This window comes from Nostoc sp. (genome assembly GCF_036916735.1).
Lineage (GTDB): Bacteria > Cyanobacteriota > Cyanobacteriia > Cyanobacteriales > Nostocaceae > Nostoc.
The window spans coordinates 35,923-51,198 of record NZ_JBALFV010000094.1 but is presented as its reverse complement, the minus strand read 5'-3'; the positions used below and the strand labels follow the sequence as shown (position 1 = coordinate 51,198).

The following is a 15,276-nucleotide window of genomic DNA, read 5'->3' as shown; positions in this document are numbered from 1 at the left end:
ATGGTACCAGTACTTACCTCCAAATCAGCTAGTCTTCAGATTTCTCCTATGCAGATTTCTGCGACCACCTCCCAAGGAGGCAGTCGGATGCTGGGAGCTGAAGCCACAGAAGGCTCGCAACAGCAATCTGAAATTGTCGTTCATCCAGGAGAACTCTGTCGGGTTGTTCTTGAGATTAAAAACTGGGAGTCTCAACTTCAATACCTTACCTTAAGACTAGATGGAACGTTCCCTTTGGAATGGTGTCAAGTGCAGACGGATGTTGAGACCGCGCCTCAATTTGAGACAGCCCTAGAGCAGAACTCAGTGGCGCAAACGTCAAACACTGCAATCGACCTGGTAACACTAGAAGTAGCTGCCAAGAAAAGCAGACATGCTAACTTATGGTTTCTGATTCCTGACGATTTTTTTGAGGGGCGAGATGCCCTTGAGGGGAGTAAAGAAAAGCAACTTGACTTTCGAGGCTGTCTGTCGATTTATGCTAACCAAAGCCTGAGTCAAGGGTTAAGTCCACATCCGATACAAGAATCCAATTTTGAGCTAAAAGTTCGACCGCGAAGTACCTATACTACTTTTTTGCCGATAGTTTATCAAGAAGTTGACTACATTCATCGCTTCATCAAAATTTTTGAGCAAGCGTTCGACCCGGTAGTGAATAACTTCACTTCAATGTGGGCGCATCTAGACCCACTGACTGCACCTCAGGCGCTGTTGCCGTTTCTAGCTCATTGGGTGGACTGGCCAATTGATGCACAGCTAGATTTAACCCATCAAAGGCGGCTGATTCGACGCGCCGTAGAAATTTATCGCTGTCGCGGAACCCGTAAGGGACTTCGATTTTATCTACATTTATACACGGGTTTACCGCTCGACGAACAAATTGATCGGGAAGAAGATAAATCAATCAGCATCACCGAACCCTTTGGTCAAGGATGTGTATTTGGATTAGCCCATGTGGGAGAAGATGCGATTATTGGCGGTGGCAAGCCCTATCACTTTGATGTACGCTTGCGCGCCCAGCCGAACAGCCCAATCGACGAGCAGCTTGTGCGGCGAATAATCGAGCAAGAGAAACCTGCATTTTGCTCCTACAGCCTGCAGATAGAGACAGACTAGATAAAAACAGACCATTGTTGAGCATTCACCGAAAACTTATTTAACCAAATTAGTGTATTGAATTGGAAATATCCTCATGACCCATCCTTTTCCCAACCCAGCGATCGCTCCTATGCAGCGCCAACAAGTTAGAGATGGTTTGCTCTTAACTGCTGAGCGTTGGCAACGTGCCCATGACTATCAGCGCAAACGCCAAAATCTTCACTATCAGTCAATCAATCAGCCAGGGATTGTTTGCGGGTTAGGAGTACGGGTAATTCCAGCCCCAGAAGAAGTTGCCGCTCAATATCGAGATAATCGCTGGGTGCAAATTCAGCCGGGAATTGCCATCGATTTAGAAGGAAATCCGATTGTCGTGCCTCATCAAATCAATTTTCGGATCGCAACCGAGTTAAAGGAGTCGGAACCTGTCACTATTTATTTGGTCGCTCAGTATCGAGATCCCGATCGGTTGGGGGTAAGTCCCGATCAAGAAGTCGTACAGGAAACCTTCAGAATTGACGAGAGGAGCCGTCCCCCTGAGCGGTCAGACGTGGAGCTTTGTCGCGTCCTGCTGCGATCTTCACAGCAAGAATTGCTCCGCACACCTGCCGATGTCTTTTTTCCGGGATACGGCGATTTAGACTTGCGTTATCGCCGTCAAGCACAGGCAAGACCCCAAGGCTTGGTTCAAATTGCCGAAATCAATTCTGATGATGAAGATTGTAGCCGAAATTTTTTCAATCTCACCTACTTACTGCGCGCAGTTGAAGATATCTATCCATCCTTAAAAGGTGCAGAAACCGTCGATCGAGTTACTTGGGATGGAGACCTGCATCTTTACGAACTGCTATATCTGACTGGGCATCAGGGTTTATCGTTAAATAACCAGCAATTCTCGAAGCTTTCAAGCTACCTGAAGTCAGGGGGCACTTTGCTGGTCGATGCCCCCGCCGAGAGTACAGAACTGATTCAATCAGTCCAGGCAATGGCTCAACATTTGCAAACACCACTGAAGTCTTTACAAGAAGCTCGGCGCGACCATCCCTTGCGGATAAAGCCGTTTCTATTTTCTGCGTTGCCAATCATGGATGGAACTAGAATTCAACTGTTATCTGGCGGGGGGATTATTCTCGCGATCGGCAATCTGGGCGGATTATGGGGTTTAGATGAACAATTGCAGCGATCGCGAACTGACATCAGAACCGCTCAAGAGTTAGGCATAAATATCCTACATTTCGCTTGGAAACGCAAACAGACGCTTGATTTACAGTCTGAAGAGGGCGCTGTTCCATAAATCAACCCAGTAAGATTAAGGGTTTCAAGTGAAATGGCAGGCTCGTTAAGATGAAACCTGATTAGTGACTGAATCGTTTTTATGGTCAGAGGGCGATGAGCAATTAATGACTTAGCAAGTTCTTGAGCAATGTTTAATACTGACTGCCCATAATCCAAAACAATTTTCAGGTCAAACAGGCAACCTTGTGTAGCGATTTGGCAAAGCATGATTATATAGTGTTGATTTTTCATGCCAAATTGGCGTAGCCGCAACACTTTCACTAATGCTTTATCGAGCTTGAGCCTGGGCGTGGGCGGTTACGCCTTCACAGATGATGCAAAGGCTTAAGCTCGACTTTCAAACTCAATTGTGGTTAAGCAGCCTTAAAACGCGTATCAGATTTACTCCTGAATTCAGTCACAGTAGGTTTGCTCAAGGAGTTCTTGGTTGGTTTAGTGGTCTTGGTAGTTTTGGTAGACTTAGGGTTAGTAGTTTTGGCAGTTTTAACCTTAGATTGAGGTTCAACTTCTAATTGTTTGTTATTCATTTAGCTGAGACGATAATTTTCACTCTTTTTTCGCAAAGCGCTAAAAAATTACTATTTCTTCTCTTCCCAGTCAGAGCGATCGCCAGAAACTTATGTAAAATACAAAGTGACACACGGGTAAAACAGTTGTATAAAGATGCAGGAATACACAATGCAGAAGGATTTAGATTGGTGACAAACAATCTGTCGCTCTGGTCAAATAATTCGTCCCTCTCTAGCCATCCTGACAATGGGTTTAATTAAAATTAAACTGCAAAAAATTCTTCAAAAAATGGATAAAACTTGTTTGCTAACAACTCAAAGTTTTCTCCAATACAATCAGGGCGAGCTATTTTATAACCTCTGCCATTGTACCAATCAGGATTCATCGCTGGAGAATAACATAGATAAGCTGTACCATCTTTGTAGTACCCAGATATAGTTAAGATATTTATTTTAGGTAAATAATTTACTTGAAAATTTCCTACAGCACGGTTTCCACTTTTAAAAGTAATAGCTAAATTATTATCAACAATGTTTTGATAGTCTTTATTTAATGATTTTAAATAGGTTTCTGGTACAACTAAAGCTGCATGAACCTTACCGATTTTTCGAGCCGATAACTGAAACTCAGTGTCGCTAAAAACTTGTCCAACAATATTAGTAACCTCTGTTTGAAAATCTATTTGTACCGTGTAAAGGAGTCGTTCTAAATCTATATTGAGCATTACTTTACCTTCCCAGATTAAACTATTATCAAGAAATATGATGAAATTTTTAGGCTCTAAAATGTTTGCTAGAGTTACATTCTTGTCTAAAAATGCAGATTTTAGTACTAATTAGTGAACTAAATATCAGGTTCATTGTTGAGGCAAAGGAATTAATAAAAATGAAATTGACAAAGCGATTAATCATTAGAGCCTCTAGAGCTAAATTGATATTTATCTTAGACTACATACGGTACAATCTGTTTTCCAGAAATACACTAAAAGTAAAGCAACTTGCTAATGCCCAATCTGTTCTTTATTAACTCACCATCAGCCAAGCCGACAGCTTTACTGATGAGACGCAGATTAGCTCTCGGTCAAACCGCAGTAATGTTTTTCAGTCGTTGCGGCAACTGATGAAGCGCATTTCCCCCGCTTTGGTAACGCCCCACGTTTTGATTTACTCTGTTCCATGCACGGCAGTAGGATTTGTCAACGGTTGTCAGCGGCTCCAGAGGAGTTTGACTTGTAATGAGGGTATAGCTATAAATGGCACGCTTGATAAGGAAAATCGTTGAGGTTCTTGGGTGCAAAGGAGCAAAGAAGCAGGGAGAAAGAAAAAGTTTTAGGCATAGAGATGGAAGAAATAGAAATTCCCCTCTGCACCGAATAGCACCCCTGCCCCTGGAGCATGCTTACGCTGCCTACCCTTGAGCTTAACAAGCGTGCCATTCCATTCACACACCAAGTAACCTGCGCTTGAGCTAGCCCAGCCCAAATTTAAAAACTCAACCTCCAAGGTATTGAGTCAATCTAGCTACGACCGAGCAAGGAAGTTATGCAGTAATAGCTTCTCAAATCCTTATAAGTGAGGCTTTTTAGCAGAGTAATCAAATTTTTTTTAATTGGTTTTCTTATTTGTGCCAAATTTCATTTCATAATTAATAGTCATTGAATGCAATAATCTATTGCAGGCTAATAGTTTTCTTACATAAGCTGTGGAATACCGTTAGCAGTGACCACTCCTAGCATTGAAACCGTCGGAGCCGTGATGGTGATTGCGGAACCTGACGTTAAGGTAATTGGAGCGGCTGACGTTGCTGAAATCGGCCCACCTGCCACTATATTAGCGGCACCTCCTGCCTTGACACTGACAAGACCACCGGCATTAACATTGACAGCACCGCCACTACTAACATTAACTGCTGCCATACCATTTACATTAATCGTCCCTGTAGTATTAAGGGTAACATTCATGCCAATATCGCGAAAAGTTAGGAATTGTCCCGCTCTAGTTCTAACGTTAACAGTAGAGCTTGTATCATTTAAGAGCACTCTATTTCTACCGCTCGTTGTAATATTGATCATTTTTGACATAGGTTTGTCGTCCATACGGATTTTATGTCTACCAGCAGTTTTAATTTCTATAAACTTCAAACTGTCGTTGAGGTCGATACGATGTCCGCTCTTAGTTTTAATATAGATTCCTGCTTTGGAACTTTTATCATCTTCCTCGACAAATTGAATTGTATGTCCTGTACGAGTTTTAATAGTGCGTACTCTCACTTTGCGGCTCTTAATAGTATTAGCAACCGTTTCAACCGTTTTGTCCTTGCCATTCCAGACACCCCCCATTATATAGGGTCGATGAATATCCCCATGCTCAAAACCGACAAGCACTTCATCATTAATTTCTGGTAAGCAATAAAATCCTCTTTTATCGGATGCCCCTAAACCCACCACTCTGGCCCAATTACTTTCATGCTGTTTTGTCAAAGTGGGGAATTGTACTTTAACGCGACCCCAACCTTTTGGATCTTTATTATTAGTCACCAGACCTACTAAGAGAGTTTGACCAGGTTGCAGATGGGTTTTGGGCGGCAGTGTAGAAAGTAAGCTTCCTTCTCTCAGCCCTCGAACTGTAAAATCAGTTTTGTAAACTCTATGACTGTAGCGGTGACAAGTTCCTGTTATGTAATATTTACCACTATAGCGAGTTCCCATATTTTTGAGTGCAACCACTTTGCCCGGTCGGATTTTAGGGTTTCCTTCAGCTTTGGCATCAGCAGTCACAAACTCTCCGCCTAGCTCATTACAAAGAGCCTGAGCCATCTGTTTTGCTTCTTTTGGACTATCTACAGGTTGGTCTACCACAATCATTTTAGGAGGTTGTTTCATTCTAAACTCCCGACTGATGCGGCTCCCGTCGCCATTTCCTGTTGCCGTCACCAACTGTTCCTTTGAGGCGGTTTCTGAGATTAACTTTTTCTGAGTATAATCCCAGCTATTAACTTCGACCGAACTAACTTGTTCAGCACTAGTAACTCTTACGTCAAAGCTACTAATGTCTTTAAGCCACTCCAGCTGAAGAGAGGCTTCACTTTTGGGCTTGCGAAAATAAAGCTTATTGTTCTGCACAAACAGTTCAAATCCTATTCTGGCGGCGCGCTCCCGCAGAAACTCCATATTGGTTTGATTTTCTTGGAAAACATATTCATGGGGAACACCACTCATATCTACTTGACCAATTTGAATCCGCGCTTCGGTAGCAACACGTCGCACAATATCGGTATCCGTAGAGTTTAAGAAAGATCGATTGTAACGACCCCGATGCAGTCGATGGGAAACGTCATAGCCACGCACGATAAGATGGGCTTCAGAGGTATGAGAAAATTTGACTTCAATACCCGTAATTTCACCCTCAATTAACCGCTGCTCTTTTTCACCCACCCGAAATTCAGGATCTTCTGTTGTACTAGCATCAAATCCAATCGTAATGCGATCGCCAATATTAAAGTACTTTTCGTTTTTCCAAGTCTCGGTGTTCTCGCTAGCGGCGACATAGACATTATGGACTTTGATGACAAACATACTTGGCATGTGTAAGCTTTCATCCACAATAATTTCTAGAATGTCCTTCATCAGTTCTTCTGGTGCATTGGCTCCACCCAGTTTGAGTATAGGCTTAGATAGATAAAGGGTTTGACTATTGTTGGTAGACATTAAAAAGTACTCCCAATATTGTTAGGCAAAAATTTAGAGGTTATTCTCTTGATAAATAATTGTTAATTTGTAATTTTTAAGTTGTAATTTACGAAGTAATAATTACGAATTACGAATTATTTCAGTAGTAGGTTCAAGCTGTGGCACTAATTGTAATTACGAATTATATTGACAGATGGGATAGATTCTTGAATTGAGATAACCTTTAGCAGGTTTTAAAATTTAAGGAAATGTTTTACCAGTGGCTCCTGTTGTCGGTGGATTTCCTCCCGGTAGATTTTCAGGATCGACTTCTTCAAGCCCAATATTAACGATCGCTTTAACCGGGGTGCCATCAGCCAGAAAAAGGGTGAGTCGATAGTTCAAACTCGTCATAACGCAGTGAAAATAGCTATCATGCCAGGTCAAGATATAGACTGGCGGGCGACTAAGAGTATTGTTACGAGCTGTTGCACCCTTTTTAATGTTGTTAATATATTCCTTAAGAACAGATGTCTTTTTTTCATAAGTATCAAATAACAAATTCTGTAATGTAAACGAATAGGGTTCTACTCCAGAAAAATTAACCTTTGGCAATAAAGTAGTTCCCCGACTGCCTGTATCACTATTCCAATTTACTCGCCGAGTAAAATCAAGTTCTGAGGGATTAAACATGAACTCAATATCTTTGGCTTGTCCGCTGGGGTCACTATGAACTATCAGCTTTGCTTTTTCAAGTTTCATTGCGTTTTTCTCTACCTTTTGAATGCATTAAAATTACCAGGGTAAACAGCCTACAAACCGTCCCCGTCGCTCGCACTCATGGATTAAACGGTGGTGTAAAAGCTGCTCGATTTCCTGAGCCAACTGTTCTAGTACATCTGTTGACTGTTCAGATTTTGAGGAAATCTGCTGGGTTGCAATCGTTTGGTGCGAAAAGATGCGATTGCTTTGATGGTAGCCGTTACGTTCCATTTCAAGGTTTAAATGCAAACTGATGCGATCGCAAATCATCTGCACAAGCAATTCTAAATCTTCTGCTGTTTGCTCAACACTATTGACGGCTGGAGTCAGGACTTCCACAAGTATGAGGTTTTGAGGCGCAAAAGTCCCCGGTGGAAGCTCACCCTCGTGCTGGTGGGTCAAGTCTTGGGTTAACGTGGACTCGATAGGGCGTTTAAACTCACTCATGATCAAACTTTCAACTTATATTCATTTCCAGGCGCTTTCACCAAAATATCCCTTCGCATCTCTAGAGACTGCATTACCACCAGCAGACTGCTTGCCAATTTTCAAACCTTCAAAGGCTAAAGTTAATTCTTCAACTGCAACCATATTCCCATCAGCTTCTAAACTTGGGAGTTTCCACCCCACTGGAATGGCACCAATCAGGCACCAGCTCTTCATGATTTCTCCAGCTTGGTTGTATGTCAAAATAGTCACGTTGCGTCGCTGCGTTTTTTGCTCAAATAATTCGCCTAACCATTGCGAAAAGGTATGATCGTCAGTTGTCCCCCGCTTTAGTGTGATATCTGAAAAACGAGTGTGTCCTAAACTAATTCTTTGCTGCTCGTTTACGCCACCCTCATAATATACCTCCTTTTCCACTTCAATACTGATGCCTGAACATTCTGAAAATGAAGCAACTATATTTTTCCCAATTTCTATATAGAATCGGTTGGTTGTGACGTAGTTATCACCGTGAGAATTGGATTGTTGTGTAGCCATTTTATTGTCTTCCTGTACTAGAGTTACCAATTCTTTCTCTCTGAATTTTGATGTCTGCGTGGAGTCGTTCGTAAACGCGATCGCATAATTGATGCATTAGCACCGGATTATTGAGATATTGTTGAGCTGACTGTGCCAGACGGTCATGCTCAAAATCTGTGTAGGTTAAGTTTGTATGACTAGAGTTTTGGGACATGGACATTACCGAATCATTTATGGGCGTTAACTTTCCAAGGACAGGCTTAGACGGCTGCTACACTATGATGTGCGTAAGTCAGTGGATAAGCCCATATTAAGGTGGGTAATGAAGCATGAAAACAGACTAACGTCGCATTTCAAATCCCAAAAGGCAGTTCCTTAAAATTACTTCCAAGTTTGAATCAGCTTCTGGGCTTCCTTAAAAAAGTGGCTCGTCTCAGAAATTTGTTCAGCCAGAGCTCGCGCATTGCGAAATTTACCATTTCTAGCCAACTCTTTGGCAAAAGAAAGTCGACAAAAATCTAACTCCTGCAGTTTTTTCTGATACTGCTCCGAGCTAGGCAGTTCTTCTGAAACCATCATGTTATAAGTAGAACGATTGATGCGGCTTGAAGATGGCTGTTCTAAAGTCTTCACCACAGCCTGCTCCCTGCCTAAATAAAAACGAGATTGTAGTTGCTTTAAGTCAATCTTTCTCCAGATTGAATCAAAAAATTGCCCTGTAATACTTATAAAGCGCGAGGTAAACGAGCCTGATGTCCGAAAGATATCCCGAAAAATATTTGGATGGAATAGTTGAACATGCGCCCGATTTTTTGGTACAATCTCAGCAGGCATCAACACTGAAGATTGTGGTATCCGCGATTGAAAAACCGTTTGATCTAGCTCGGTAGACAATGGCCGCATTGCTTGATAAACCGTTCGATCTGCTGGATTATGAATGGCTGAGTCCGAGTATTGGACAATAGTCCGATCTGTTAGGTTTTGAATGACTGAATCTGAATATTGAACAATGGTGTTGTTATGGTTTTGAACTACAGCAACCTCAGCACCATTAAGATTTTTAGAATCATTCTCTAAGGAAAATTGAGCAATGGGATTTGGCGTAAAGCTTACTGCCTCAACAGTTTGCGTAGGTTGGGATGAAGAGCCGATCCGTTCAACCACTCCAGGTTTTTGGGGTGAGAGAGATACATGATTGACCTGGGGGCTTGGGTTCGATAGTCTTTGCAAAATGGTCTTGTCATTTCCTGCTTCTGCTTTTGGAAAAGGACTTGCGACTTGCACAATCGTCACATTTTCAGAAATTTGTCCTGACAATGCTTCTGGGTTGATGTCGGTATTTATTGCAATCTGAGAAGGTCTGACCAATGGAGTTTTAACTGAGTCAGTCCCGATCCATTCAGGCTGGGGTGATATGCTGCGATCGCTCATTTTTACCTGTTCGAGTGCCTCCGGTAACTTTTGCTCTGAGGGGTCAAGATGGTTGGATGGATTCTGCATAAAAAACTGTCTCATAATCATTGAGGTATAAGTCAAGACATCAATAAACATTTATTTTTTAGACGCTAAGTCTAGAAAATATTGGTTGTTTTCGCACTCTTCTAAATGCCTATCCAATTAGGACAACGTTAAAAGAAAATAATCTAAAATTGGGGCAGAGGGAGAAACGCAGAAAACAGCCATACTTTTAAGCAACTATTTATTTCTAGACTATATAACTCTATATAAGGGAAGTTTAAAGCAGAAGAGATCAGACAGAAGTCTGATTCTGATTTATTCACATAAACAGAACCTGACTTTTGCCGTTAAGTCTCAAAAAGCTTGCTTATAAAGAATTGTAAAAAAAGCACAGCATACACGGTACAGTAATTGAAATTCGGTGCTAACTGGAGTTTTACCATAAAATAATTCTGCAAGAGGTCTATTTCAATTCGTACATAAGTCTGATTGCATTAGCCAGTAAATCGTTTAATTTGAGTATATAGAAACGAATTAGATATCTGCTTATGCTGAATTCGATTCTTCAAACTCTTGCTGAAATGTTGACTAACGGATCTCTTCTCACTAGCTCTGAGCAAATAAACTTTAGTCACCCTGCAAGTTTAGAAAATAGTAATAGAGAGCTATCACTTAATCTCTATTTGTATGATGTGCGAATCAGTAAAAAAATGCCAAATAATGGCAGGCAGGTCGAACGCTATTTTGATGATTCACGACAGGTTGCAGAAGTATGTAGAGCGCCTAATTGGTTCGATATCTCTATTGTAATTACAGCGCGCGATCGCACTGTATTAGGAGAGCTTCATCTTCTGTCTGAGACTCTACTGCTGTTAATGCGTAGTCGAATATTGCGAGAGGAGTTTCTAACTCCTGATCTTCGCGGTCACGGCAACTTATCATTATCAGTCACTAGCGACCCACCTATTAATGTAGAAAGTTTGTGGAGTTCTCTTTCTATTCCCATACGACCTGCTATTTATTTGACAGTAACTGTTCCCTTTAATGTATGGAGAAAAACAACTGTGCCTTTGGTTACTGAACGACATTTTGGAGTTAAAAATTCAATTCCAGCTATCAGCAAAAGCGGAGTTATAACTCAGCGATTTGCCATTGCTGGCATTGTCAAAAATACTCTGAACTCAAAGCCATTAAAACGAGTCAGAATCATGCTTCAAGGAACAGAAAAAGCAGTAACTAGCAACGATGAAGGGTATTTTATCTTTGAGAATTTGACCTCTGGAAACTACATTTTACACCTGAAACGATCTGGCTATAAGTTTCAAACATACAAAGTTTTTGTAGACGGAGAGCCATGTATCCCCAAAGAGATATTACTTATGCCCGCCTACTAAATTTCTATATCAATCAATTATCCAACAAATCAAGGAACACTTAACATGGCTAGACTAGACTACTTTGCACCAGGCGTTTATGTTGAAGAAGTTGATCGCGGCAGTCGTCCGATTGAGGGCGTTAGTACTTCGGTCGCCGGATTTATCGGTTTTACTGAAGATATACGAGGCGGGGCTGAACTCTTTAAACCCATGCTGGTTACAAGTTGGACTCAGTTTCTGGAATACTTTGCTAGGCCCAACTCTAACGGGTTCACAGACTTCGATGCTTATTTACCTTTCTCGGTTCGAGGATATTTCCTGAATGGAGGCGGACGTTGTTGGATTACAAGTATTGGAACGCAACTCCCCGGTCTTGGGAAAGAAAATGCAAAACGGCAAGCACCTCCCTTAGAGATCCCAAGACGCGGTAATCGCCCAAGTTTAAATTTATTCATCCGGCCGGAAGAATTCGATAACGGCCCAATTAATATCAAAATTCAGGATGGAAAACCTCTGGCGTTGCCTCCTGCTAAGGATATTGATGGAGCGAGCGACGAGATTGAGGGTGAATCGCAGGTAATCATACCTCGTAATTCAGGTCAGTTCTTCTCTTTAAAAGTGTGCCGAGACGAGCAAGTGCTTGAGGAATATAATCACTTGAGTATGGATCCAAAACCCCAAACGCAAGCTGCAACCTACGTTGTTGAGGCTCTGAAAAACTCTAAGTATGTTTCGATTCAAGACATTGCTAAACCTGGAATGCCTATAGCTCGACGACCTTTGAATGGCGAATACGAACTACTGCCTCCAGCACCAAATTCTACACCTGAGAAATTTGCTAATGAAATAGAAGGCGATCGCAGCGAACGAACTGGCGTTCTCGGCATCTTTGAAGTCGACGAGATTACAATGATATGTTTTCCGGATTTAATGCGAGCCTATGAAGCTCAAATTTTAGACCTTGAACAAGTTCATGGTGTGATGGAGACCATGATTAGCATGTCTGAAGGTTCTACAAGCGGCGATATGCCAGGGCCAACAAATCGCATGGTTGTGTTAGACCCTCCCCCCGATCGCACTAAACCTCAAGATGTCGTTGATTGGTTAGATGAGTTTGGTCGTCGTTCTATGTTTGGCGCTCTTTATTATCCGTGGGTTAAAGTACCCAATCCTCGAAATGCAGGGCGACCAATTCTTGTTCCTCCTTCTGGACACATGATGGGTGTATGGGGTCGAACCGATGAATCGCGGGGTGTTTATAAAGCTCCTGCGAATGAAGTCCCCAGAGGAATTACTGGTTTAGCATACGATGTCAACTTTAGAGAGCAAGAACTCCTTAACCCGCTAGGTATCAACTGCATTCGTAAATTTCCTAACCGAGGAATTCGGATTTGGGGTGCTAGAACCCTGGTTGAACCAGATAAAACCGAATGGCGCTATATCAGTGTCAGAAGGCTCATCAGCTATATTGAACGCTCAATCGAAGCGGGAACTCAGTGGGCTGTCTTTGAGCCGAATGACGAAGAGTTGTGGACACAGGTTAAATATACTGTTAGTAACTTTTTAGAGCGGATATGGCGCGAAGGTGCATTATTTGGGGCAACCCCAAGCCAAGCGTTTTATGTCAAATGTGATGCCGAAAATAATACACCTGAAACAATGACCTTGGGGCGTTTATATATCGATGTTGGTGTATGCCCTGTACGTCCGGCTGAATTTGTGGTCTTCCGCATCAGCCAGTGGAATGCTATGGAAACAGAACAAAGCTAACAATCCTCTCAAGTCAACTGCTCATTGAACGAAATAACTAGGAGAAAAAATCATGCCAGAGAATAAACTCATCACCTGTTCGGATTTTTACTTTACTGCAGGGTCCAAGGTCAAGGACTTACCAGTCCAAGAGTTCAGTAATATGGGGATGGAGGCTACTACCACCGATCAGGTCGCTGGAACTGGGAAAGATGGGGTTAAAGTAAGGCAATCAAAGCCGGGACCGGTCAAATCGGTCAACCCAACGATTGTTTTGGCTGGATGTAAAGATAAGAGTGCCTATGAATGGTTTTCAAAAGTTAACCCTTTTGGCAAGGAGGCTCCTGAGTATAACGCTCAACTTGAAGATGCAAAAATTACTGGGTATTCAGACGGCAAACCAGTTATGGAATGGCAGATTAAGCAATGCTTTCCCTGCAAGTATACAGTCTCTTCAATGAAGGCTGGCGGAGCAGAAATAGTTACTGAAACGATAGAGTTAGTTGCTCAAGAGATCAAGCGTGAAAAATAGCTGATATTTGCATTGCTCTCACGCAAAAATCACTAGCCCTCTATAAAAAGAGGGCAAACCTTTTCTTTTAATCCTGTTTGATTCGGCAATTAAGATATTTTGGTTCGACGAAATAGATTATGGCAAAGTTCTCTAAAGATCCAATTTTTTTTACTGGAGCTAACTTCTCTGTAGGTTTAAAGCTAGATGGTTCAAGCGACTTGATAGATGCAATTTTTTTAGAATGTCAAGGATTTAACTATTCACAAGATGTAATTGAGTTTAGTGAAGTTACTTCAGGTCGATGGGGCAAGGCAAAAAAAGGACAGGTTGTGCAAACGAAACTTCCAGGTAATGCTAAAAGCGGGAATTTAACACTACTTCGAGGAATGACAAGTTCGATGGCTCTATGGAACTGGTTTGAGTTGACTCAGGATGGCAACTGGGCTAAACAGAGAAAAAATGCTCTTATAACGATCTATGATGATGGAAAACCTCAGGCAAGATTTGAACTTACAGCAGCTTGGCCTACCAGATACAAATTTTCGGATGTCAAATCAGATAGTCAACAGCTAGAGATTGAAGAAGTAGAAGTAGCCTACGAAGGGTTCAAGCGTGTAAAAATCTAGCAGCTATTTCGTGGTTTACTAATTCTAAGTTTCTTCTTAGATATTAGATGTCCATTAGAAAAGATATTTCATCAGTTGAAAGCTTATGAATAATGGATTAGCGATCGCAGCGATGACAGCTGTATTCAAAAACTTGATAGAAGACGGTTTGGTTCAGAATGCAGCACTAGCGAGTATGGGAAATGTCCTAGTAACCACACTTCCCCCAGATCAGATTTCTATTGGAGTTGATGGTCAACCTCAGCTAAATCTATTTCTCTACCAGGTTTCGCAAAATCGTAATGCAGATATGGGTGAGCGCGATGCCAAAGGCGGCAAGCTACGCTACCAACCAGCCCTTCATCAAGCCAGTACAGAAGAAGGTGCAATTCTCCCCTTAGCCATCAATCTTCATTATGTATTGACCGCTTACGGAAACAAAGACTTTCAGACGGAAATCTTGTTGGGTTATGTCATGCAGCTAATGCATCAAACTCCGGTTTTATCCAACGCCGCGATTCGAGCAGCGCTAAATCATGTCGCAACTATCAATCGTTCTGGTCTTTTGGCACAAGTGATTGAATCGACTTCTGTTGAAGCTTTGACCGAACAGTTAGACCAAGTAAAGATTGCACCAAACTTATTCGATACAGAGCAAATGTCCAGATTGTGGTCGCTCTTACAAGGCTCTTATCGACCCTCAATTGCCTACGAAGTATCAATGATGTTCATTGGATCTAAGAAATCCTCACTTGCTCCAGGTTCTAGTAAAGGGGCATTGAATCAGCCGCAAATTGAGAAAATTGTTGCATCGCCTACAAATAGCGAGATTGTCGCGGGGAGCACCCTAATCATTTATGGCAAAAATCTGAGTGCGGATATAACTCTGCTGCGTCTGAATGGAGGAGAAAATTTATCAGAACCACAAATTGTTGAAGACAACAGAATTTTGTTTAAACTGCCTCAAAATCTACATGCTGGGGTTCAAAAGGTTCAAGTTGTTCATCAACAACTATATAAGTACCAAAACTATAAAGAATTAGAGGTAATGTCGAATGAGCTGACTTTCATTTTACATCCAACCAAAAACAAACGATAGCGCTGTTATGGCTTTTAAAGATTAATATGTGCGTCTACACAAATTAGTTTTGGCAGGTAATTTTGCTAAATAAATATTCTCTTAATTATAATAGTAAATTTTCGTTTATTTATACAAATAAATATAGTCAAAACTATTGAGTTTATAAAATGTAATTTAGTATTTATAGAAACCTA

Annotated in this window: 14 protein-coding genes; 7 read left to right on the top strand and 7 right to left on the bottom strand. The window is 41.6% G+C overall.

The features are described from left to right. Window positions 1-1,116: a phage tail protein gene (locus tag V7L20_RS20470; protein WP_334745851.1), complete on the top strand. Its 1,116-nt coding sequence runs from the start codon at window positions 1-3 to the stop codon at window positions 1,114-1,116. 76 nt (window positions 1,117-1,192) lie between these two features. Then, window positions 1,193-2,392 carry a DUF4159 domain-containing protein gene (locus V7L20_RS20465; protein WP_334745850.1) on the top strand — a complete coding sequence of 400 codons (1,200 nt, stop codon included), beginning with the start codon at window positions 1,193-1,195 and terminating at the stop codon, window positions 2,390-2,392. A gap of 774 nt (window positions 2,393-3,166) precedes the next feature. On the opposite strand, the gene V7L20_RS20460 is transcribed toward V7L20_RS20465, so the two are convergent. From V7L20_RS20460 to V7L20_RS20430, 7 genes are all read right to left on the bottom strand, one after another. Next, entirely contained in the window at window positions 3,167-3,628 is a 462-nt protein-coding gene (locus V7L20_RS20460; RefSeq protein ID WP_334745849.1) for a hypothetical protein, read from the bottom strand. Between the two features lie 966 nt (window positions 3,629-4,594). Beyond that, on the bottom strand, window positions 4,595-6,610 hold the full coding sequence (locus V7L20_RS20455) for a VgrG-related protein (RefSeq protein WP_334745848.1): 2,016 nt from the start codon (window positions 6,608-6,610) through the stop codon (window positions 4,595-4,597). Between the two features lie 222 nt (window positions 6,611-6,832). Continuing rightward, window positions 6,833-7,333: a CIS tube protein gene (locus tag V7L20_RS20450; RefSeq protein WP_334745847.1), complete on the bottom strand. Its 501-nt coding sequence runs from the start codon at window positions 7,331-7,333 to the stop codon at window positions 6,833-6,835. A 33-nt stretch (window positions 7,334-7,366) separates the two neighbouring features. Further along, window positions 7,367-7,780, bottom strand: a complete 414-nt coding sequence (locus tag V7L20_RS20445) for a hypothetical protein (protein WP_334745846.1) — start codon at window positions 7,778-7,780, stop codon at window positions 7,367-7,369. A gap of 21 nt (window positions 7,781-7,801) precedes the next feature. Beyond that, window positions 7,802-8,317 carry a phage tail protein gene (locus V7L20_RS20440; RefSeq protein ID WP_334745845.1) on the bottom strand — a complete coding sequence of 172 codons (516 nt, stop codon included), beginning with the start codon at window positions 8,315-8,317 and terminating at the stop codon, window positions 7,802-7,804. 1 nt (window position 8,318) lies between these two features. Beyond that, the gene (locus V7L20_RS20435) at window positions 8,319-8,513 is read right to left on the bottom strand and encodes a hypothetical protein (RefSeq protein WP_334745844.1); all 195 of its coding nucleotides are present in this window, start codon (window positions 8,511-8,513) and stop codon (window positions 8,319-8,321) included. A 167-nt stretch (window positions 8,514-8,680) separates the two neighbouring features. Continuing rightward, on the bottom strand, window positions 8,681-9,799 hold the full coding sequence (locus tag V7L20_RS20430) for a hypothetical protein (protein ID WP_334745843.1): 1,119 nt from the start codon (window positions 9,797-9,799) through the stop codon (window positions 8,681-8,683). 506 nt (window positions 9,800-10,305) lie between these two features. Between V7L20_RS20430 and V7L20_RS20425 the strand changes: the two genes are divergently transcribed. The 5 genes from V7L20_RS20425 (at window position 10,306) to V7L20_RS20405 (ending at window position 15,100) form a co-directional block, all read left to right on the top strand. Further along, the gene (locus V7L20_RS20425; RefSeq protein WP_334745842.1) at window positions 10,306-11,151 is read left to right on the top strand and encodes a beta-sandwich domain-containing protein; all 846 of its coding nucleotides are present in this window, start codon (window positions 10,306-10,308) and stop codon (window positions 11,149-11,151) included. Between the two features lie 45 nt (window positions 11,152-11,196). Then, the gene (locus V7L20_RS20420) at window positions 11,197-12,903 is read left to right on the top strand and encodes a phage tail sheath family protein (protein WP_334745841.1); all 1,707 of its coding nucleotides are present in this window, start codon (window positions 11,197-11,199) and stop codon (window positions 12,901-12,903) included. Between the two features lie 52 nt (window positions 12,904-12,955). Then, the gene (locus V7L20_RS20415) at window positions 12,956-13,414 is read left to right on the top strand and encodes a phage tail protein (RefSeq protein WP_334745840.1); all 459 of its coding nucleotides are present in this window, start codon (window positions 12,956-12,958) and stop codon (window positions 13,412-13,414) included. 119 nt (window positions 13,415-13,533) lie between these two features. Then, window positions 13,534-14,022 carry a phage tail protein gene (locus V7L20_RS20410; RefSeq protein WP_334745839.1) on the top strand — a complete coding sequence of 163 codons (489 nt, stop codon included), beginning with the start codon at window positions 13,534-13,536 and terminating at the stop codon, window positions 14,020-14,022. Window positions 14,023-14,107: 85 nt separating this feature from the next. Beyond that, window positions 14,108-15,100, top strand: a complete 993-nt coding sequence (locus V7L20_RS20405) for a Pvc16 family protein (protein ID WP_334745838.1) — start codon at window positions 14,108-14,110, stop codon at window positions 15,098-15,100. Window positions 15,101-15,276: the final 176 nt, after the last annotated feature.